Below are 21,214 nucleotides of genomic sequence, written 5' to 3'. Positions count from 1 at the left end.
TTAGCCCCAAAGCTTCTCGAGTTGGTAAAGTTCGCGTTGCTCTTCTTGCATGACGTGTACGATAGTTGTGCCCATATCCAGTACAACCCATTCGCCTTCCGCTTCGCCATCAATACCCAGAGGGGTAAGGCCGGCCAGTTTGGATTCTTTAGCAACGTGATCGGCAATCGATGCAACGTGACGTTTTGAAGTGCCAGTACAGATAATCATGTAGTCCGTAATGCTAGATTTACCTTGGACATCAATAGTTTTGATATCTTGGGCTTTCATATCATCGGCTTTATCTACTAAGAAATCATTCAGTTCTTCAAGTTGCAAGGTGTTGTCCTCGTTATGTCAATTCTGTTCACAAGTGGGTGCCCAAAGGGCGGCGCAGTATATCACGCTTTTTTAAAGCTTCACCTGAGGCAGGCACATCTGCGTACTTAACTGGTGTAATAGTGGCCAACTGGATTGGTCGTACTGAGTTTTGGTTAGGATCTCGATTTTTGCCAAAAGCTGCAGCAGTGTTTTTACATTGGCAATAGAGAGCCTAGTTAGCGCGGCTGAATAGAGTGGCCGCTTGGACTGCCAGATTCGATACGACTCAAACACTCGGCCAATGGGCTCGGTCTGCATCATTTGCAACATGGCCAGTAGTTGTTGAAGCTCTTTTTGAATGGTGCGTGCCAGTATCACCATTTCCACGCCTTCCGCTTCAAGTTGGCGCATGATTCGTTGAGCGCGATTGGCTTTTCCCGCCAGCAGTGCATCAATCCAGTGGAAAGCGGTGAAGTGGTTGTGTCGGCTGAGCGACTCTTCCAATCGAATCAAGTTCAATTGGCCGTCAGGGTAGAGAAGTGCGAGCTTTTCCAAACTTTGTGTTAAGGCAAATAGGTTGCCTTCATGCCACTGTGCCAGCATTTGGATTGCTTCTGGATCAGGCTTTAGGTTAAGCGCACGACAGCGAGCTTGAACGAACTGAGGTAGACGCTGAATATCTGGTGTTAGACAATTTACCCAGCAGCCATTTGTCGAAAGCGCTTTAAACCACTTGGCATTTTCTTGCGCTTTCGTCAGTTTGGTGCCGATAACGACAAGTAGCACGTCTTGATGCAGCATGTCAGCAAGGGCCAAAAGCTCCTTCGCGATGGCCGCATTAACGCCTGATTCTGGCAGTTCCAATTCGATGATTTGTCGAGCTGAGAATAAGCTCATGGCTTGGCAACAGTCGTAGACAAGGTTCCAATCGAAGCTGCTGTCTATTGCAAAGCGATGTCGTTCTTCGAACCCTTGGCTTAGCGCCGCTTTTTTTATTGCCTGACGTGACTCCTGCAGTAGCAACGGTTCATTGCCAAAGAGAAGGTACGTAGGGTGGAGCTGCTTGTTGACTTGCTCTAACAGTCGGTCGGCAAAAATGCGCATGAAAACCTCTTACTGACCTGATTTATCCGTAGAGTAAGTTTTAATGCGATATTGCTCATCGTCGTCTTTGAGTGAAATTTCTTCAGCATCGTCATTGAGTTCATCGTGTGCGATGTCTGCTCGTAAACGCGCCATTTGACGAACAATTTGAGTGGCGGCCAGTTTACGCATTTCATCTTCAATCATGTCTCGTTCGACCGATTTTGCCAGCGCGCTGAGAGGGTTATCAAGGTAGCTTCGAGTCACGCTTGTCGAATAGGTTTTTGTGCCCACATCGGGAACCGTCACTCGGTAAGAGGCGCGGAAAGTGATCTCTTTTTCTGCCGCTCGGGTGTTTTGGTACAAAGATAATGTACGCTCACCAACGCCTTCACTAACAAGGTGCAGATTTGGCACGTTAGCAGCGGGTGGCACAATATCCACCTCACTCAAGCGCAATTGGCCTTTCATCATGCGAGTAAAGGTGCTGTATGGGTCATAACTGGTAAGAGATAAGGTGTTTAATTCGTCAGGTACCGAGTAATCTCCACGCAGATGGAAACCACAACCAGCCAGTAGGCTTGCCATGAGTACAGCAGAAGTGAGCTTTACAGTTGAATCAGATAACAGGCGCGATACACGGCGAAACATAGATTAATGGCTCTCGTTTATGGGTTTACTTATCTTACGGCTCTATTTAACCCAAACGGGCTAGAGCTTTAAGATAAATAAAGCAGGGCGACACTCTAGTTCAATAAACTAAAGTTACCCTGCTTAAGACTTATTTATCTGCGATTAGTTCGCAACACTTTCTTAGTTCGCAACGATGTTCAGAAGTTTACCTGGTACGTAGATAACTTTACGTACTGTTTTGCCTTCGGTGAACTTAGTGACGTTCTCATCGTTTAGACCTAGCGCTTCGATATCTTCTTTAGAGATATCTGCTGGTACGGTGAGTTTCGCACGTAGCTTACCGTTTACTTGAACGATAATTAGCTTCTCATCTTCAACCAGTGCTTTTTCATCGAACGTTGGCCATACAGCATTGTCGATGTCTGATTCACCTAGCGCAGCCCACAATTCGTAAGAGATATGCGGAGTGATTGGGTAAAGCATCGCAACAACAGCTTTTAGGGCCTCATCAAGGATTGCACGATCTTGCGCAGACTCTTGAGGCGCTTTCGCTAGCTTGTTCATCAGTTCCATGATCGCAGCGATTGCTGTGTTGAACGTTTGACGACGAGCGATATCATCAGTCACTTTCGCGATAGTCTTGTGAACGTCACGACGAAGTGCTTTTTGGTCACCAGAAAGTGCAGATGTATCGACTGCTTCTGCTGCACCTTTTGATGTGTGCTCGTTTACTAGTTTCCAAACACGTTTCAGGAAGCGGTTTGCGCCTTCTACACCAGACTCTTGCCACTCAAGTGTCATGTCTGCAGGAGATGCGAACATCATGAATAGACGTACTGTGTCAGCACCATACTTGTCTACCATCTCTTGTGGGTCGATACCGTTGTTCTTCGACTTAGACATTTTGATCATGCCTGAGTGGGTAACATCGCGGCCTTCCGTGTCTTTCGCAGAAGTAATGCGGCCTTTACCGTCACGCTCTACAGCAACGTCAGTTGGCGCAACCCACTCTTTACCGCCTTTCTCGTTCTCGAAGTAGAACGCGTCTGCTAGTACCATGCCTTGACAAAGCAGTTGCTTGAACGGTTCGTCAGACGTTACGTAACCTGCGTCACGTAGCAATTTGTGGAAGAAGCGAGAGTACAGTAGATGCATACAAGCGTGCTCGATACCACCGATGTACTGGTCTACTGGTAGCCAGTAGTTCGCTTTTTCTGGATCTAGGATGTCGTCAGCTTGTGGTGAACAGTAACGTGCGTAGTACCAAGAAGACTCCATGAAGGTATCGAATGTATCTGTCTCACGTAGAGCAGGTTCGCCGTTGAACGTTGTCTTCGCCCATTCTTTGTCAGCTTTGATTGGGCTAGTTACGCCGTCCATTACCACGTCTTCTGGAAGGATTACTGGTAGTTGGTCAGCTGGTACAGGGTGAACTTCACCGTCTTCAGTGGTTACCATAGGGATTGGAGCACCCCAGTAACGTTGACGAGATACGCCCCAGTCACGTAGACGGAAGTTAACTGTCTTCGTGCCTTTGCCTTCTGCTTCTAGCTTCGCTGCGATTGCATCGAACGCTGCTTGGAATTCAAGGCCGTCGAACTCACCTGAATCGAACAGTACACCTTTCTCTGTGTACGCTTCTTCAGAAACGTCTAGTTCGCTGCCATCAACTGGCTTGATTACAGGCACGATGTCTAGACCGTACTTAGTCGCGAACTCGTAGTCACGTTGGTCGTGTGCAGGTACTGCCATTACAGCGCCTGTGCCGTAGTCCATCAGTACGAAGTTAGCCACGTAAACTGGCACTTCACGACCGTTCAATGGGTGAATCGCAGTAAGGCCAGTCGCCATACCTTTCTTCTCCATTGTCGCAAGCTCAGCTTCCGCTACTTTGTTGTTCTTACACTCGTCGATGAAGGCTGCAAGTTCAGGGTTGTTCTCTGCTGCTACTGCTGCTAGAGGGTGACCTGCTGCGATACCCACGTAAGTCACACCCATTAGTGTGTCTGGACGTGTTGTGTAAACTTCTAGGTCTTGTTGACCTTTCACTTCAAACTTAAGTTCTACACCTTCAGAGCGACCGATCCAGTTGCGCTGCATGGTCTTAACCATTTCAGGCCAGCCGTCTAGGTTATCTAGATCGTCTAGTAGCTCTTGAGCGTATTCAGTGATCTTAATGAACCACTGTGGAATTTCTTTTTGCTCTACCGGCGTGTCACAACGCCAGCAGCAACCATCTTCAACCTGCTCGTTTGCAAGAACAGTTTGGTCGTTTGGACACCAGTTAACTGATGAAGTCTTCTTGTACACTAGGCCTTTGTTGTAAAGCTTAGTGAAGAACTCTTGCTCCCAACGGTAGTACTCAGGCGTACACGTTGCGAACTCACGGTTCCAGTCGTAACCAAAGCCTAGCAGCTTAAGCTGGTTCTTCATGTACTCAATGTTTTCGTAAGTCCATGGTGCAGGTGCTGTGTTGTTCTTCACCGCTGCGTTTTCTGCAGGAAGACCAAACGCATCCCAACCAATTGGTTGCATGACGTTTTTGCCTTGTAGGCGTTGGAAACGAGATACCACATCACCGATAGTGTAATTACGCACGTGACCCATGTGCAGTCGACCACTTGGGTATGGGAACATAGAGAGACAGTAGAATTTTTCTTTGTTTGGGTCTTCACTTACAACAAAGGTCTTGTTGTTATCCCAGTGCTGTTGAACCTTTTGTTCAATATCTTGCGGGTTATATTGTTCTTGCATCGATGATATCCGGTTATCTTGGAATTTGTGAGTTCGGTTAGAACAGACATTAATAGATCGTCATAGAATACCTAAAGGAGAGGGGCACAACAATAGCCAATACCCACTCAAATCACGTAAAGATGGTGATGTTTATTGCCTTTAACAGGCTTTATGAATGTGCATCAGTGAATCGAAAAGGAGGTTAGCGATGCCAAAACGCAAAACAGGTTATGAGGAGATGTTTGAAGATGTGGTCGAAGCTCTCAAACGTAGTCCTGACGAAGTTAACCACGTTTTAGAAACCTCGGGTAAAGTGGTTGATGCCGCCAATGATTTAACCAAAGATGAGCTGGCTTTGGTTTCTGCTTACGTTAAGTCAGATTTGAAAGAGTTTGCTGACAACTATGAAGACTCCAAAAACGGTCCGTTTTATTTGATGATTGCCGATTCCATTTGGCAAGGTCTACTGGAGATTACCGATCGCACGAAAGTCGAATGGGTTGAACTGTTTGAAGACCTAGAACATCAGGGCTTGTATGAAGCAGGAGAGGTGATCGGCCTTGGCGCTTTAGTGTGTGATAAATGTGGCCATAAAACTGAGTACAATCATCCGACGATTATCATTCCATGCACCAAATGTGGCTGCAAAGGTTTTAGCCGCCAAGCGCTGAAACCCTAAGCGAAATATCGCCTTGAAGCAATATGAAAAGGGCTGACGCATTGGTGTCAGCCCTTATTCTGTTTAGTCATTAGACTGTTTAGTTCTCCAACGCCAGCCTATCGCTAAGCTCAGTATCGTCCACAGATAAAGTGGCCAAGTCCCAAATTGGCGGTAGGGTGTCTGGCCTTCGGTCGAGACAATTTCTGCTCTTAAAACGCCAGTTTCAAACTGCGGCAACTGAGCAACGATATGGCCTTGATAATCGGTCACCGCTGTGACGCCATTATTGGTAGAACGAATCACAGGTTTACCAAGCTCTAAAGCACGCATTCGTGCAATTTCCATATGCTGCAACGGGCCAATTGAACGGCCAAACCAAGCGTCGTTAGACAAGGTGAGAATAAAATCTGTCTCTTCGGTAACGTTTTGGCGCACTTGCTCATTAAAGATGATTTCGTAGCACAGTGCTGGCGCCATCTGTTTACCATTGGCATCGATATTGGCTTGCACAAACTCACCGCGACTGAAAGAGGACATCGGCAAATTAAAGAACGGCGCCAGTGGCCTTAGTATGGTTTCAAACGGGACGAACTCACCAAAAGGTAATAGATGATGTTTGTGATAGCGCTGACTCATATCGAAGCGGTAGTCGCCATATGCGGTCTTACCGACAGTCAGAATACTGTTGTAGAACTTCCTGTTTTCCCCTTGGTTGACAACCCCTGTGATGACCGCGCTATGGTTCAGTTTAGCGGCAGAGTCGAGATTGCTTAGAAAGGAGGAGATTTCGAACTCAAAAGCTGGAATAGCGGCTTCTGGCCAAATAATAATATCGGCATCCCAGTTTTCCCGCGTCAGATCGGTGTACTTCATAATGGTTGGCCAACGCTCGCTAGGCAGCCATTTGAGCTCTTGAGCGATATTGCCTTGAATCAGAGCCAGTTTAGTTGTGCTGTCTGGATTAGGCGTGACCCAGTTCGCCGATTTGAGCCCAAACCCTGCCGATAAGATAATTGCTGGAATGAGCAGTTGGAGCCATTGGCGGTGAAGGAAGGCATACGCAATCGCGCCCGAGCTGACAATGCTTAGAAAGGTGAGCAGTTCAACACCACCAAGAGGTGCAAAGTGCGCGAGTGGACTCTCTATCTGGCTGTAGCCGATCCACAGCCAAGGGAAGCCTGTCATTACCCAGCCGCGTAACCAATCAGCAATAAGCCAAAGAGCAGGAGCGACTAGCAGAAGACGAATTCGGTTGGATTGCGGGAAAAAGCGATTGAGTGTCCACGTAAACAAGGCGCTATACATCGCCAGATAGCCAATGAGCAGTGTCATTAGGAACACACTGGCAATCTTTGGCATACCACCAAAATTATCGATACTGATATGGACCCAGCTGATGCCAGTAGCAAACTGACCTAACCCCCATGCGTAGCCAATCCACAAGGCACGCTTGGCACTTTGCTGGTGGATTAAGAGCAAAAGAATCGCGGGAGAAATAATGGCTAGCGGCCAAAGTTGATAGGGAGCAAAGGCTAGTGTGGTTATCGCGCCAACAAAAACGGCCGCGAACGGCCGTTTTAGGCGATGCAAAATAGGATTTAACATCGTTATCTTTTCTGAATATCCCCTGAGGGAAATTAGCGTTACTCTTCGGTTGGTTCCGGAAGAGACTCTTCGTCAGGAATGGTGACTTGAAGTTGTAGCACTCGACGGTTGTCTGCAGAGGTGACTTTGAAGCTGTACTGCTCAATCTCGACCACTTCCCCACGCGAAGGTAGATGACCAAACGCAGTCATGACCATGCCACCTACCGTATCGACTTCGTCATCGCTGAACGACGTATTGAAGGTTTCGTTGAACTCTTCAATGGTCGTGAGCGCTTTCACGGCAAACGTATGTTTGCTGAGTTTGCGAATGTCTAACTGTTCTTCATCATCAAATTCATCTTCGATATCACCAACGATTTCTTCGAGGATATCTTCGATAGTGACAAGACCAGATACACCGCCAAACTCATCGACCACAATCGCCATATGATAGCGTTCCTCTCGGAACTCCTTGAGCAAACGATCGACACGCTTACTTTCAGGAACAACCACCGCAGGGCGGATAACTTGTTCGATATCAAACGGCGCACTTTGAGAGCCTAAATATTTAAGTAAGTCCTTCGCTAACAGAATACCTTCTACATGGTCTTTGTCTTCGCTGATGACTGGGTAGCGCGAGTGTTGCGCATCAGTAATCAGGTTAACCAGAGCGTCTAAATCGTCGCTTCGGTCGACGGTGACCATTTGCGAGCGTGGGATCATGATGTCACGCACTCGCATTTCAGAAATCTCCATCACACCTTCGAGCATATCGCGAGTGTCATGGTCGATTAGGTCATTCTCTTCAGAGTCGCGGAACACTTCCACGAGCTCTTGGCGATCTTTTGGTTCACCTTGGAAAAGTTGACCTAGGCGTCCGAAGAAGGACTTTCTACTCGGACCTTCAGATTTTTCTTTCTTACCTTCTAGAGAAGAGGGCGAATTATCTTCGTTCATTGTTTCTCATTTAAGTAACGCTATCAGAAGTGTGATAGCACACGTTCGTAACATAGAGCGATGTTGAAGTGGCGCTATGTTACTGTTTCTCAGCTAAGTATGGGTCTTCAAAGCCCATCCCTTGCATGATTTCGGTTTCGAGTGACTCCATCTCTTCGGCTTCGTCATCCTCGATATGATCATAACCTAGCAGATGCAGACTGCCATGTACAACCATATGCGCCCAGTGAGCAAGCAGAGGTTTATTTTGCTCTTGTGCTTCACGCTCGACGACTTGCTTACAAATAATCAGGTCACCCAACAGATTCATCTCAATGCCTGGTGGCACTTCGAAAGGGAAAGAGAGCACATTGGTTGGTTTATCTTTTCCACGATACTCGTGGTTAAGCTGATGGCTTTCTTCTTCGTCTACAATCCTGATCGTAAGCTCCGCATCCTGTTGAAATGGGATGATGGTCTTGTCTAGCCAGGTTTGAAAGTCCTGCTCTGTTGGGAGGCCTTCATTGCTTTCGACTGCAAATTGTAAGTCGAGTTCAATAGTCATTATTTACCTTCCGATACTTCGGCTTGAACTTGCTTCGAGAGCTCCGCTTTTGCGGTTTCAAGTAGCTTCGCTTCTCGCTCTTCACGACGCTTTTTCTCGAACTCTTTACGTTCTTTTTGGTCTTGCGCTTCCCACTTTTCGTAGGCGTTTACAATTCGTGCCACAACAGGGTGACGCACGACATCGTCAGATTGGAAGAAGTTGAAGCTAATGTCATCCACTTCACTTAATACTTCGATAGCGTGACGAAGGCCTGATTTTGCGCCTCGCGGTAAATCGATCTGAGTGATGTCACCAGTAATGACCGCGCGTGAGTTAAAGCCGATACGCGTTAAGAACATCTTCATTTGTTCAACAGTCGTGTTCTGGCTCTCGTCCAAGATGATAAAGGCATCGTTAAGAGTTCGACCGCGCATGTAGGCGAGCGGTGCCACTTCAATCACGTTACGTTCAATCAGTTTCTCTACTTTTTCGAAGCCTAGCATTTCGAATAAGGCGTCGTATAGTGGACGAAGGTATGGGTCTACCTTTTGGCTCAAGTCACCGGGCAGGAAACCGAGTTTCTCACCGGCTTCAACTGCTGGGCGGGTCAAGAGGATTCGGCGAATTTCTTGTCGCTCTAATGCGTCAACGGCTGCTGCGACAGCAAGGTAGGTTTTACCTGTACCGGCAGGACCAATACCGAAAGAGATGTCATGGGTGACCATGTTCATCAGGTACTGACCTTGATTCGGTGTCCGTGGCTTAATGACGCCTTTCTTTGTTTTGATGAACACTTCTTTACCGTGTTCAAACTCAGATTCGGTGTTTTGTTCTAATACGCCTGTTTCTTTGATCGCTAGATGAATTTCATCAGGTTCGATATCAGGAATATTACCGCGAGCAGGCGCAGTATTGACGTAAAGCGTTTTGATGATTTCGAGTGCAGCAGCAGAAGTATGCGGTTTACCTACGATGGTAAAGAAGTTACCGCGATAGCTAATTTCAACACCGAGACGGCGCTCAAGATGTTTGATGTTGTCGTCGAATGGGCCGCAAAGACTGGCTAGGCGACGGTTATCAGAAGGTTCTAGATTAATTTCTAAAGTAACAATTTTATTGCTCAAAGTTGCCTCTCATTTATGGCAGCCCGATTGAGACCGGACTGCCAATGATCATGTATACCTTATCTAAGATGGTCACTTAGAAAGGCATTTTCAAGCCTAAGGCGTAAAGGTTGCTACACCTAGCTCGTCTTCTCGCTTGGTTTTCGCCATCATTTGTGTTGGTGAAATGATGCTGCGCAGATCCATGTCTTTCTCTGTACGAACCAATTCGCCACGTAATGAGTTGGCAAACACGTCTGTGATTTTCACATCAACAAATTGACCGATGAGGTCAGCGCTGCCTTCGAAGTTAACCACGCGGTTGTTCTCTGTACGAGCGCGAAGCTCCATTAGATTCTTTTTCGATGGACCTTCGACCAGTACGCGCTGTTCTGTGTCTAACATTAGGCGAGAGTAGCGCATTGCTTGTGCGTTGATGGTTTGTTGAAGCTCGTATAGGCGCTCTTTTTTCTCTTGCTCTGGCACATCACATGGGTAATCTGCAGCTGGCGTACCTGGACGTGGTGAGAAGATAAAGCTGAAGCTCATATCGAAATCAACGTCTTTGATTAGCTTCATTGTGTCTTGGTGATCTTTTGCTGTTTCACCTGGGAAGCCCACAATGAAGTCAGAGCTAATTTGAATATCAGGGCGCGCTTTACGCAGCTTGCGAATGATCGATTTGTATTCGATGGCTGTGTGTGGACGCTTCATCATCGTAAGAATACGGTCACTACCACTTTGTACTGGTAGGTGCAGGAAGCTTACCAGTTCAGGCGTATCTTCGTAGACGGCAATGATGTCGTCAGTAAACTCAAGCGGGTGGCTAGTTGTGAAGCGAATACGGTCAATACCATCGATAGACGCTACTAAGCGAAGCAGTTCAGCAAAGCTACAGATGTCACCATCATGCATAGGACCACGGTATGCGTTTACGTTTTGACCTAGTAGGTTAACTTCACGTACGCCTTGCTCTGCTAGCTGAGCAATCTCGAACAGTACGTCATCCATTGGACGGCTAACTTCTTCGCCGCGAGTGTAAGGTACCACGCAGTAAGTACAGTATTTAGAACAGCCTTCCATAATAGAAACGAATGCGGTAGCGCCTTCAGCACGAGGCTCTGGCAGGCGGTCAAACTTTTCGATCTCTGGGAAAGAGATGTCCATTACAGGCGCTTCGTCTGATTGAGACTGTTTGATCATCTCAGGAAGACGGTGAAGAGTTTGAGGGCCGAAGATTACGTCGACAAACGGTGCTCGTTCACGAATGTGATCGCCTTCTTGGGTGGCAACACAACCACCAACGCCGATAACAACGCCTGGCTTTTTATCTTTAAGAGTTTTCCAACGACCTAGCTGATGGAATACCTTCTCTTGTGCTTTTTCGCGGATAGAACAGGTATTCAGTAGTAGTACGTCTGCTTCTTCTGGTTCTTCTGTAAGCTCGTAGCCATTAGCCGCGTTCATTAGATCTGCCATTTTCGATGAATCGTATTCGTTCATCTGGCAACCCCAGGTTTTAATTAGCAGTTTTTTACTCATGTTGTTCGCTCGATCGTTAGTTTAAATTAAGGGAGCAAATCGCCCAATGTTTCCAGTAAATCATCAAAACATGGTCGGTTTTGTGACTATATTTTAGCCGCCCTCACGGCGGTAAGCGGCGTATTGTACTGCTTTCAAAACCACCTGACTAGTGCTGGCTTGAAATCAGTTAAACCCTATATTGTACAAGGGGTTTACCCAGATAGAGGGTGAGGTTTTTAGTTACATTTTAGTAATGAAAACGTACAATGAAAAACAGTCAATGAATCAATCAATTGAAGTGCGAAATATGAGCAAGTTTGATGTTGCCGTTATCGGCGGAGGCATGGTGGGTGCCGCTATCGCTATTGGTTTTGCTAAGCAGGGCAGACAAGTGGCCGTAGTGGAAGGTGCTGCGCCCAAGTCATTTTCTCCTGAGCAGCCGCTTGATATACGCGTCTCGGCAATTTCCGAGCATTCTGTTTCCATATTGGAGCAGCTTGGAGCGTGGGATGCGATCAAACAGATGCGCGTTTGCCCTTATCGCCGACTGGAAACGTGGGAGCACCCAGAGTGCCGCACGCGTTTCCATGCAGACTCATTAGAGATGGATCAGCTAGGGTTTATCATCGAAAATCGATTGATTCAACTTGGCCTTTGGCAGCAATTGGATCAGTACCAGAACATTACGTTGTATTGCCCTGATAGGCTCGATGATATTGAGTTTGGTGATACGAATCGGATCAAGCTGGCATCTGGCACCGAGTTGAGTGCTGATTTGACGGTGGGTGCCGATGGCGCGAACTCAAAAGTGCGTCAGCTTGCGGGCATTGGTGTGACTGCTTGGGATTATCGTCAGCATTGCATGCTCATTAATGTGGAGACGCAATTACCACAGCAAGACATGACTTGGCAGCAGTTTACTCCATCAGGGCCTCGCTCTTTTTTGCCTCTTGCCTCGTTGAAGAGTGAAAGAGGAGAAACACCTCAAGGATCGCTTGTTTGGTATGACTCACCAAGCCGGATTAAGCGTTTGGCGGCAATGTCTCCGGCAAAATTGCGCGAAGAAGTATTGGATCACTTCCCACAAGAGCTTGGTGATATCAAAGTGCTTCAATCTGGTTCATTTCCGTTAACTCGTCGTCATGCTCAATGTTACTCGTTGAATCGATGTGTGCTGGTTGGTGATTCGGCTCATACCATCAACCCACTAGCGGGGCAGGGTGTAAACCTTGGCTTTAAAGATGTGAAAGTGTTGCTTGAGGTGACGCAAGGGAAAGAGGCTTTGTCAGATGAGCTACTTCGCTTATATGAACGAAAGCGTCGCCCAGATAACTTGCTGATGCAATCTGGAATGGATTTCTTCTACAAAAGCTTTAGTAACGACATTACGCCATTAAAGTTGGTTCGCAATGCGGCTTTAAAGATTGCTGAAAATACAGGACCACTTAAAGCGCAAGTGTTGAGGTACGCCCTAGGCCTAAAGTGACTTTTGCCTGAATCACAGCCAATAAAAACGCAGCCATGAGCTGCGTTTTTTGGTGTTTGGCTAAGTGATAATTACTTAGTTACACGTAGAACTGGAGTTTCACCAACAGTTACAGAACCAGAAAGCTTGTTCAGCTCTTTGATTTCGTCCATGTTAGAGATAACAACTGGAGTAAGAGTCGATTTCGCTTTCTCTTCTAGAAGAGCTAGATCGAATTCGATGATAGTGTCGCCAGCTTTAACAGTTTGACCTTCTTCAGCGATACGCTTGAAGCCTTCGCCTTTTAGCTCAACTGTGTCGATACCGAAGTGAACGAATAGCTCAACGCCGTCGTCAGATTCGATAGAAAACGCGTGGTTAGTCTCGAAGATCTTACCGATAGTACCGTTTACAGGAGCTACCATTTTGTTACCAGCAGGTTTGATAGCAATACCATCACCAACGATTTTCTCAGCGAAAACTACATCTGGCACATCTTCGATGTTTACGATTTCACCAGATAGAGGTGCGATAATTTCGATGGCACCCGCGTCAGCGCTGTCGTCAGATACTAGCTTCTTAAGTTTGTCAAACAGACCCATTGTGTCATGCTCCTAACGTTTTTATTTAATTCTGTCGAATTATAGTATACCAATCTTACGAGATAGACGACTTTTTTTACCGTCTATCTCATTGGAATTCGTCGATTATTGAGTTTTCTCAGCGATGAATTTTTCTACAACAGCTTCGATTTCTGCCGCTGTTGGTAGAGAAAGCGCTTCTTCAGCCATCGCTTTCACTTCTGCGAAGTTTGAGTTACGGATAACTTTCTTCACTTTAGGGATAGAGATGCCGCTCATAGAGAACTCATCTAGACCCATACCTAGAAGTAGAAGCGTTGCGCGCTCGTCACCCGCTAGCTCACCACACATACCTGTCCATTTACCTTCCGCGTGAGATGCATCGATAACCTGCTTGATTACCGTCAGCACTGCTGGAGATAGTGGGTTGTATAGGTGAGAAATCATCTCGTTACCACGGTCTACTGCCAGCGTGTACTGAGTCAGGTCGTTAGTACCGATAGAGAAGAAGGCTACTTCTTTCGCTAGGTGGTGTGCGATAGCTGCAGCTGCTGGAGTCTCAACCATTACACCGATTTCGATGTTTTCGTCGAATGCGTGGCCTTCTGAGCGAAGTTCAGCTTTGTACTCTTCGATAGCTTTCTTCAGTTCACGGATTTCCTCAACAGAGATGATCATTGGGAACATGATGCGAAGCTTACCGTGTGCAGATGCACGTAGGATACCGCGTAGCTGGTCACGGAGAATTTCACGACGATCTAAGCTGATACGTACTGCGCGCCAGCCTAGGAATGGGTTCATCTCTTGTGGAAGATCCATGTATGGAAGATCTTTGTCACCACCGATGTCCATTGTACGGATGATTACTGATTCACCGTTCATTGCTTCTGCAACTTCTTTGTACGCTTGGTACTGCTCGTCTTCAGTAGGTAGAGCATCACGGTCCATGAATAGGAATTCAGTACGGTACAGACCAACGCCTTCACCGCCGTTACGGATGATACCGTCACAGTCTTTTACTGTACCGATGTTACCGCAAACTTCTACACGGTGACCATCTAGAGTTTCAGCGTGAAGATCTTTCAGCTTAGCTAGCTCTTCTTTTTCGGCAACGAACGCTGCTTTAACTGCTTTCGCTTCTTCTAGCTCTGCTTCAGATGGGTTGATAACGATCTTGTTGTTCATCGCATCAAGAATCAGCATATCGCCATTCTTAACTTGCTTAGTGATGTCGTTAGTACCAACGATAGCTGGAAGCTCAAGAGAGCGAGCCATGATTGAAGTGTGAGAAGTACGACCGCCGATGTCACAAGCAAAACCAAGAACGTAGTCTAGGTTGATCTGTGCAGTTTCAGATGGCGTTAGGTCGTAAGCCACTAGGATAACTTCTTCATTGATATCGCTTAGAGAAACAATGTTGATGCCTAGTGCGTTTTTAACAAAGCGCGTGCCGATATCGCGGATATCTGTTGCACGTTCTTTTAGGTATTCGTCGTCAAGAGACTCAAGAGCAGACGCTTGCTCTTCGATCACTGTGTGAATCGCGTGATCAGCGGTCATCTTGTCGTTTTTGATTAGTGCTAGGATTTCTTCCTCTAGCTCTTCGTCTTCAAGAAGCATGATGTGACCTTCAAAGATCGCTTCTTTCTCTTCACCGAAGGTTTCAAGTGCTTTCTGTTTAACAGTTTCTAGCTGTGCAGCAGATTTGTTGCGTGCGTCAAAGAAACGCTGAACTTCTGCTTCAACTTGATCATCAGAAATGGTGTTTGTGTTTAGGACAATTTCATCTTCTTGAAGTAGTAGTGCTTTACCAATTGCAATACCAGGAGATGCTAGGATGCCTGAAATCATAGCCTTACCTTAAGTTGGTCAACTTTAAAAACGGGAGAAATAATGGGTGCGCTAACGATAATTTGTAGCTCAAATTTTGCTCTATTTCCAACAAAGCCATTTTGCTTTCACAAAATGGCTTTGAAAATAGAAGACCGGATTAGTGTAGTTGGTCCATTAGAGCAACTAGGTGGTCTACAGCTTGCTGAGCTTGTGGGCCCTCAGCTGAGATAGAAACTACTGTACCTTTAACTAGGCCTAGAGTTTGTAGTTTGAATAGGCTCTTTGCGCTAGCGCTTTTGCCGTTAGAAGTCACAGTGATGTCCGCGTCGAATGCTTTAGCTTCTTTAACGAACTGTGCAGCTGGACGAGTGTGAAGACCGTTTTCTGCAGTGATTTCTACTTGCTTCTCGTACATGTTATATACCCCAATTGATTTATATTTTGATAGTTTCTTAACCAGACTAGCTTAACCGTAAATGTCCTATTCTGCTAGGCGCACAACGTTCATTTCGTGTCAGAACTGATACTGGTTGTAAATTTTCCGCTTGTGATTTGAATCTATGTTCAATCTCACGAACGACATAAATACGTAGTTAGCTTTTTTATTTTGAAGCTAAAAATAAAACTGCCCTGATATTACCAAAGGTGTGGCGAGGATCAACAAAAAAGCCCCTAAATGGGGCTTTTTTGGACGAAAAATTGATTTGACAACATATTACTGTTGGTTTTCTTTCTCGGTAAAGATACCTGCAAACAGTGCTGTACTTAGGTAACGTTCACCAGAGCTTGGTAGAACGGTAACAATTGTTTTTCCTTCAAATTCAGGCAGTTCCGCTAGGCGGTTTGCCGCAACGACAGCAGCACCAGAAGAAATACCAGCAAGAATACCTTCCTCTTCCATTAGGCGTCTTGCCATAGCAATGGCTTCTTCAGAAGTCACTGCTTCAACTCGGTCAATAAGCTCTAAATCTAGGTTGCCAGGAATGAAGCCCGCACCAATACCTTGGATTTTGTGAGGAGCTGGCTGGATTTCTTCGCCTGCTAGCGCCTGTGCGATAACCGGCGATTCAGCAGGTTCTACCGCAACAGAAACAATGTTTTTGCCTTTCTCGCCTTTAATAAAGCGACTTGTTCCCGTCAATGTGCCACCCGTACCTACACCAGCAACGAATACATCCACTTCACCGTCAGTCGCTTCCCAAATTTCAGGACCAGTGGTTTTCTCGTGAATCTGCGGGTTAGCTGGGTTATTGAACTGTTGTAGCAATAGGTATTTTTCTGGGTTGCTAGCAACGATTTCTTCAGCCTTAGCAATTGCGCCTTTCATCCCTTTTGCTGCTTCAGTCAGTTCAAGATTTGCACCAAGCGCTTTGAGTAGCTTACGACGCTCTAAGCTCATTGATTCAGGCATAGTAAGAGTCAGTTTGTAACCACGAGCCGCTGCAACGAATGCAAGCGCAACACCAGTGTTACCACTGGTTGGCTCGACAAGTTCTACGCCTGGCTTAAGAGTGCCTGCTTTTTCTGCTTCCCAGATCATGTTCGCGCCGATACGACACTTAACGCTGAAGCTTGGGTTGCGTGCTTCAACTTTAGCCAGAACCTTACCGTTGCTGACTTTGTTCAGGCGAACAAGAGGTGTGTTGCCGATAGTTTGCGAGTTATCTTCGTAGATTTTGCTCATGATGTGATCCTTCATCTCTTTGGTGGCGCTGAACAATGAGATTCAGCAAGGCCATGTTGTTCTTTGTAATTTGACTGGGTAGAGATTAGGACAGCTGAAAAAACTAGAAAAGGATTAAAAAGTTATATGATATGAACTTGTACTGAGCAAAAAGAGAATAACGGGGCAAATGATGCGCATTCGCCCCCTTGAGTTTATTACTTTTTGAACTCTGCAACCCACATTGCGGTAGCACCACAGACGGCAACAGGCATCACAATAAGATTTAGAATGGGGATCGTCGTAAAAATACTAACCAGGGCACCAAATGAATACGCTTTGCCTTGTTTTTGTTTCAAATTGTTACGCATGTCGTTGAAGCTTATCTTGTGATTATCGAACGGGTAATCACAATACTGAATGGCCAATATCCAAGCTGTAAAAGCAAACCAAAGAAAGGGGCCAATAGTTTGACCGAGCGCAGGGATTAGCAGCAGTAAAAAAAGCCCGATTGCTTTTGGCAATACGTAGACGAGCTTTCGCCATTCACGAGCGAGGATTCTTGGTGTGTCCTTTATAGTGGCGAGCAAACCATCCTCGTTCACTTTTTGTTGAGTTAAGTGTTCTTCAACTTTTTCAGCCAGCAAGCCGTTAAACGGTGCCGCAACAAAGTTTGCGAGGGTGCTAAAGAAATAAGAGAACGTCGCCAGTATGGTGAGAACCAATAACGGCCACAATAAGTAGCTAAGCCAAGACAGAAACTCAGGAAGCTGACCAATGAGGTGTTCGATCCAAACGTCTAAATGCGAAAAAAGATAAAAAAGCGCACCGCCTACGAGAATAACGTTGGCCAAAAGTGGCAGTAGCACGAACTGTCGAATGCCAGGTCGCATGGCGAGATTGAGGCCATAAAAAAAGTAACCAAATCCACTGCGTTGGTGTTGAGAGTAATCCATAGTTGAGTGTCACTTACTGTTTTAAAAACGAACGTTGGCTATCTTAACAAGAAAAAAGCGTGTTCAAAATCACAACATTCTCGGAACTTCTAACATTAAGTTGTTCTAAAACAGGGTGGAGTTTTGGTAGAGTTACTGAAGTTTAGATATAACCCAATTCAATATTGATGCCTCTAGAGCGTTTTTATTGAAGAATTGAGAGCTAAAAATGCAGGAACTGCGATTCGTACTGATAATTGTTGGAGCTTTAGCGATTGCCGCTTTATTGTTCCACGGTTTGTGGACAAGCAAAAAAGAAGGGTCGACAAAGTTTGGCAATAAGCCAATGCGTAAGCTAGATGTCGAAGGTGATGAAGAGTCTGACGCACTGCCTGAGCGAGGCTTTGCACCTGAAGATGACTTTGAAATTATCCGCAAGGAACGCAAAGAGCCTGAGTTCGCGCCAGAACCTGTGTTGGCTGACCCATTGATTGATAGCTATCAAGACGAGGTGGATACGACACCCCAAACCCGTCACCTCGATGAAGCAGAGTTGGACGTTCCTTCTATTTCTACTCAATCACTTGATGAGGTTGAAGAGAGCTTTGAACCAGTGACGAATGTTGAGCCTGAGGTCGAATCGACGCCTAGCCCCGCAGCGACAGAACCCCAAAGCGAACCAGAAATGGAAGTGATTGTACTGAACGTTCACTGCGCTGGTGATGAACCATTTGTCGGAACCAAACTTTTTGACAGTATGCAGCAAAATGGGTTGCTTTACGGAGAGATGGATATCTTCCACCGTCATTCTGATTTGTCAGGCACCGGAAAAGTGCTATTCAGTGTCGCCAATATGATGCAGCCTGGAACGCTGAAGCACGATGATCCCGCTGAGTTTACAACCAAAGGTATCTCTTTCTTTATGACGCTACCTTGTTACGGTGAGCCGGATCAGAACTTCAAGTTGATGCTCAAAACAGCGCAACAGATTGCTGATGATTTAGGTGCCAATGTGCTTGATGATGCCCGTAACCTAATGACACCTAATCGTATCGATGGGTACAAAGCGCAAATTCAGAAGTTTAAATCGGCAACCACTGCTTAGAATACCTATTTACTTTCTGTAAAGGCTCCGATTCGGGGCCTTTATTATTTCTAGCGTGCTCAAGATGATTGATAACTTTAGCACGCCTCGCCATACTAGATGGCCAAACATTTCACCGCTTTGCAATGCGGTACGTGATTCCAACCTATTTATAATCAGAGTTAGTTATGTCGCAACAGATTCAAGAAAAACTCAATCAGTTACGTGAGAGCCTGCATTATCACGGTATTAAGTACTACGTCGAGGATGCTCCGGAAATCCCCGACGCGGAATACGACCGTTTGATGAGAGAGTTGATTGAGCTAGAAGCGCAAAACCCTGATCTGATCTCAGTTGATTCTCCAAGCCAGCGAGTGGGGGGAGCGCCATTGGATGGTTTTACCCCTGTGGCTCACGAAATCCCGATGCTGTCTCTCGATAATGCTTTTGATGATGATGAATTGAACGCTTTCCACAAGCGTATGCTGGACCGCGTAGCGGGAAGCGCGGTTGAGGCATTTTGTTGTGAGCCTAAACTTGATGGTCTTGCGGTGAGCTTACTCTATGAAAATGGCGTTTTGGTCCAAGCGGCGACTCGAGGTGATGGCGCAACAGGTGAAAACATCACAGAAAACGTGCGAACCATTAAAGCTATTCCTTTGAAACTATGTGGTGAAGGGTGGCCAGCGCGTATTGAAGTGCGTGGTGAAGTCTTTATGCCTAAAGCAGGGTTTGAAAAGCTAAACGAACACGCTTTGAAAAAAGGTGAAAAAGTATTTGTGAACCCGCGTAATGCCGCTGCGGGCAGCTTGCGTCAGCTAGATTCCAGAATTACTGCGAAACGACCGCTTAGTTTTTATGCGTACAGTGTGGGCGTGGTTGAAGGCGCGGCATTGTCCGAAAGTCACTATGAGCGTTTTTTGCAGTTGAAATCTTGGGGGCTACCAATGTGCCCTGAGACTCGTCAGGTTGAGAGTTTGGATGATGTTAAAGCTTACTACAAAGACATATTGCAGCGTCGTGACCAACTCGCCTACGAAATTGACGGCGTGGTTATCAAAGTAGATTCGATTGAACTTCAAGAGCGCCTTGGTTTTGTTGCGAGAGCGCCTCGCTGGGCCATTGCGTATAAATTTCCTGCACAAGAGGAAATTACTCGACTGAACGATGTCGAATTTCAAGTCGGCCGTACAGGCGCAATAACGCCAGTGGCGAAACTGGAGCCTGTGTTTGTTGGTGGTGTGACGGTAAGTAATGCCACGCTGCACAATGCGGATGAAATTGCTCGCCTAGGCGTGAAAATAGGAGACAGTGTCGTCATACGCCGAGCGGGTGACGTTATCCCACAGATAGTTTCTGTCGTGGCTGAGCGTCGTCCTGATGACGCGAGAGAGATTGTGTTTCCTTCGCAGTGCCCAGTGTGTGATTCGCAAGTAGAGCGCGTTGAGGGTGAGGCTGTTGCACGATGTTCGGGTGGTCTTGTCTGTCAGGCACAACGCAAAGAAGCGTTGAAGCATTTTGTTTCGCGAAAAGCGTTGGACGTTGATGGACTAGGGGTCAAAGTCATCGAGCAGTTGGTAGACCGAGAAATGGTCGAGACACCTGCTGATTTATTCAAGCTCTCGGCGGGCATTATCACTGTACTTGACCGTATGGGGCCGAAGTCTGCACAGAATGTGGTTGATGCCTTAGCAAAAGCGAAAGAAACCACATTGGCACGCTTTTTATACTCGCTGGGTATTCGTGAAGTTGGCGAAGCGACGGCTGCAAACTTGGCGCTGCACTTCAAAACGCTTGATGCGATCAAAGCGGCAAGTCATGAGCAGTTGATTGCGGTTCCTGATATTGGCGATATTGTGGCGAGTCACATCACGGCCTTTTTTGCCCAAGATAACAACCAGAATGTTATTGACGATTTAATTGCACAGGGAATATGTTGGCCTGATATTGAAGAGAAAGGCGAGGATGCTCCTCAGCCACTTGCTGGAAAAACAGTGGTATTAACAGGTAGCCTTTCTCAGTTGTCTCGAAATGATGCCAAAGCGGCTCTACAAAATTTAGGAGCAAAAGTGACTGGCAGTGTGTCGAAAAAAACAGACATTCTTTTCGCTGGCGAAAATGCGGGCTCAAAGTTGTCGAAGGCTCAAGAATTGGGCGTGGAAATTCGAACTGAGCAGGACCTTATTGACCTGTTATAAATATGAAAAATAACGTGAAAGCCACCATTAGGTGGCTTTTTTTTGTCTTGAAATAACTCGTGTCTGAGCCCTTTAAATATGAGGTTTATCGTCAGTGATCATCTTCAAATAAAATTAAATTCGAGCTTCTAACTTAATAAAGTGCGATGCACTTCAATCTGATTTTAGTTATTTTTATTTTTAATTCATTGTATTTAAAGTGTTTTTTGTTTTATTGGGTCTTTCGTTCTGTTTAATGGAGATCACGATCACTAAGGCTATAAAAATTTGTAGCGGGTCATATTTTTTTAGATGAAAAGAAAGTTCTCATTGATGTTTTGCTTCGCGAAGTTAGTCTAAGTGCATG

18 protein-coding genes are annotated in these 21,214 nt (G+C 46.1%); 4 read left to right on the top strand and 14 right to left on the bottom strand.

Going from position 1 to position 21,214, the window contains the following annotated elements; all coding sequences use genetic code 11:
- The 4 genes from rsfS to leuS all read right to left on the bottom strand — a co-directional run bounded on the left by rsfS (position 1) and on the right by leuS (position 4,770).
- Positions 1–318 (bottom strand): ribosome silencing factor, encoded by a 318-nt coding sequence (gene rsfS, locus RJ47_RS09060; RefSeq protein ID WP_005476693.1) that lies wholly within the window; start codon positions 316–318, stop codon positions 1–3.
- Between the two features lie 72 nt (positions 319–390).
- Positions 391–1,404, bottom strand: coding sequence for a DNA polymerase III subunit delta (gene holA / locus RJ47_RS09055; RefSeq protein ID WP_039483381.1), 1,014 nt, complete (start codon positions 1,402–1,404; stop codon positions 391–393).
- A 9-nt stretch (positions 1,405–1,413) separates the two neighbouring features.
- The gene (lptE, locus tag RJ47_RS09050) at positions 1,414–2,034 is read right to left on the bottom strand and encodes an LPS assembly lipoprotein LptE (RefSeq protein ID WP_005476696.1); all 621 of its coding nucleotides are present in this window, start codon (positions 2,032–2,034) and stop codon (positions 1,414–1,416) included.
- 162 nt (positions 2,035–2,196) lie between these two features.
- On the bottom strand, positions 2,197–4,770 hold the full coding sequence (leuS, locus tag RJ47_RS09045) for a leucine--tRNA ligase (protein ID WP_039483379.1): 2,574 nt from the start codon (positions 4,768–4,770) through the stop codon (positions 2,197–2,199).
- A gap of 190 nt (positions 4,771–4,960) precedes the next feature.
- Between leuS and RJ47_RS09040 the strand changes: the two genes are divergently transcribed.
- A complete protein-coding gene (locus RJ47_RS09040) occupies positions 4,961–5,431 on the top strand; it encodes a zinc ribbon-containing protein (RefSeq protein ID WP_005476687.1) in 471 nt (156 codons plus the stop codon).
- Positions 5,432–5,494: 63 nt separating this feature from the next.
- Here RJ47_RS09040 and lnt read toward each other — a convergent pair whose 3' ends face one another.
- From lnt to miaB, 5 genes are all read right to left on the bottom strand, one after another.
- Positions 5,495–7,018 (bottom strand): apolipoprotein N-acyltransferase, encoded by a 1,524-nt coding sequence (gene lnt, locus RJ47_RS09035; RefSeq protein ID WP_039483377.1) that lies wholly within the window; start codon positions 7,016–7,018, stop codon positions 5,495–5,497.
- Positions 7,019–7,056: 38 nt separating this feature from the next.
- Entirely contained in the window at positions 7,057–7,956 is a 900-nt protein-coding gene (gene corC, locus RJ47_RS09030) for a CNNM family magnesium/cobalt transport protein CorC (RefSeq protein WP_005476694.1), read from the bottom strand.
- Positions 7,957–8,035: 79 nt separating this feature from the next.
- A complete protein-coding gene (gene ybeY / locus RJ47_RS09025) occupies positions 8,036–8,500 on the bottom strand; it encodes an rRNA maturation RNase YbeY (protein WP_039483375.1) in 465 nt (154 codons plus the stop codon).
- Positions 8,500–9,606 carry a PhoH family protein gene (locus tag RJ47_RS09020; RefSeq protein ID WP_039483373.1) on the bottom strand — a complete coding sequence of 369 codons (1,107 nt, stop codon included), beginning with the start codon at positions 9,604–9,606 and terminating at the stop codon, positions 8,500–8,502. The genes ybeY and RJ47_RS09020 overlap by 1 nt, the downstream gene beginning before the upstream one ends.
- Before the next feature lie 96 nt (positions 9,607–9,702).
- Complete coding sequence (miaB, locus tag RJ47_RS09015; RefSeq protein WP_039483372.1) at positions 9,703–11,127, bottom strand: tRNA (N6-isopentenyl adenosine(37)-C2)-methylthiotransferase MiaB; 1,425 nt, start codon at positions 11,125–11,127, stop codon at positions 9,703–9,705.
- Between the two features lie 289 nt (positions 11,128–11,416).
- Between miaB and RJ47_RS09010 the strand changes: the two genes are divergently transcribed.
- Positions 11,417–12,595: a 2-octaprenyl-3-methyl-6-methoxy-1,4-benzoquinol hydroxylase gene (locus tag RJ47_RS09010; protein ID WP_039483600.1), complete on the top strand. Its 1,179-nt coding sequence runs from the start codon at positions 11,417–11,419 to the stop codon at positions 12,593–12,595.
- 71 nt (positions 12,596–12,666) lie between these two features.
- Here RJ47_RS09010 and crr read toward each other — a convergent pair whose 3' ends face one another.
- From crr to cysZ, 5 genes are all read right to left on the bottom strand, one after another.
- A complete protein-coding gene (gene crr, locus RJ47_RS09005) occupies positions 12,667–13,176 on the bottom strand; it encodes a PTS glucose transporter subunit IIA (RefSeq protein WP_038139456.1) in 510 nt (169 codons plus the stop codon).
- A 105-nt stretch (positions 13,177–13,281) separates the two neighbouring features.
- Positions 13,282–15,006, bottom strand: coding sequence for a phosphoenolpyruvate-protein phosphotransferase PtsI (ptsI, locus tag RJ47_RS09000; protein WP_038215517.1), 1,725 nt, complete (start codon positions 15,004–15,006; stop codon positions 13,282–13,284).
- 139 nt (positions 15,007–15,145) lie between these two features.
- The gene (locus tag RJ47_RS08995) at positions 15,146–15,403 is read right to left on the bottom strand and encodes an HPr family phosphocarrier protein (protein ID WP_004415108.1); all 258 of its coding nucleotides are present in this window, start codon (positions 15,401–15,403) and stop codon (positions 15,146–15,148) included.
- Between the two features lie 300 nt (positions 15,404–15,703).
- Entirely contained in the window at positions 15,704–16,672 is a 969-nt protein-coding gene (cysK, locus tag RJ47_RS08990; RefSeq protein WP_038190388.1) for a cysteine synthase A, read from the bottom strand.
- Positions 16,673–16,869: 197 nt separating this feature from the next.
- Complete coding sequence (gene cysZ / locus RJ47_RS08985; protein WP_039483369.1) at positions 16,870–17,607, bottom strand: sulfate transporter CysZ; 738 nt, start codon at positions 17,605–17,607, stop codon at positions 16,870–16,872.
- A gap of 208 nt (positions 17,608–17,815) precedes the next feature.
- Here cysZ and zipA point away from each other — a divergent pair, with 208 nt between their 5' ends.
- Together zipA and ligA are read left to right on the top strand one after the other, a co-directional pair.
- Positions 17,816–18,691: a cell division protein ZipA gene (gene zipA, locus RJ47_RS08980; RefSeq protein WP_039483366.1), complete on the top strand. Its 876-nt coding sequence runs from the start codon at positions 17,816–17,818 to the stop codon at positions 18,689–18,691.
- Between the two features lie 167 nt (positions 18,692–18,858).
- Positions 18,859–20,868 carry an NAD-dependent DNA ligase LigA gene (gene ligA, locus RJ47_RS08975; protein ID WP_039483363.1) on the top strand — a complete coding sequence of 670 codons (2,010 nt, stop codon included), beginning with the start codon at positions 18,859–18,861 and terminating at the stop codon, positions 20,866–20,868.
- Positions 20,869–21,214: the final 346 nt, after the last annotated feature.

The organism is Vibrio sinaloensis (assembly GCF_000808535.1).
GTDB classification, from domain to species: domain Bacteria; phylum Pseudomonadota; class Gammaproteobacteria; order Enterobacterales; family Vibrionaceae; genus Vibrio; species Vibrio sinaloensis_D.
The sequence above is the reverse complement of the archived record's forward strand: the minus strand, read 5'-3'. Positions and strand labels throughout refer to the sequence as shown.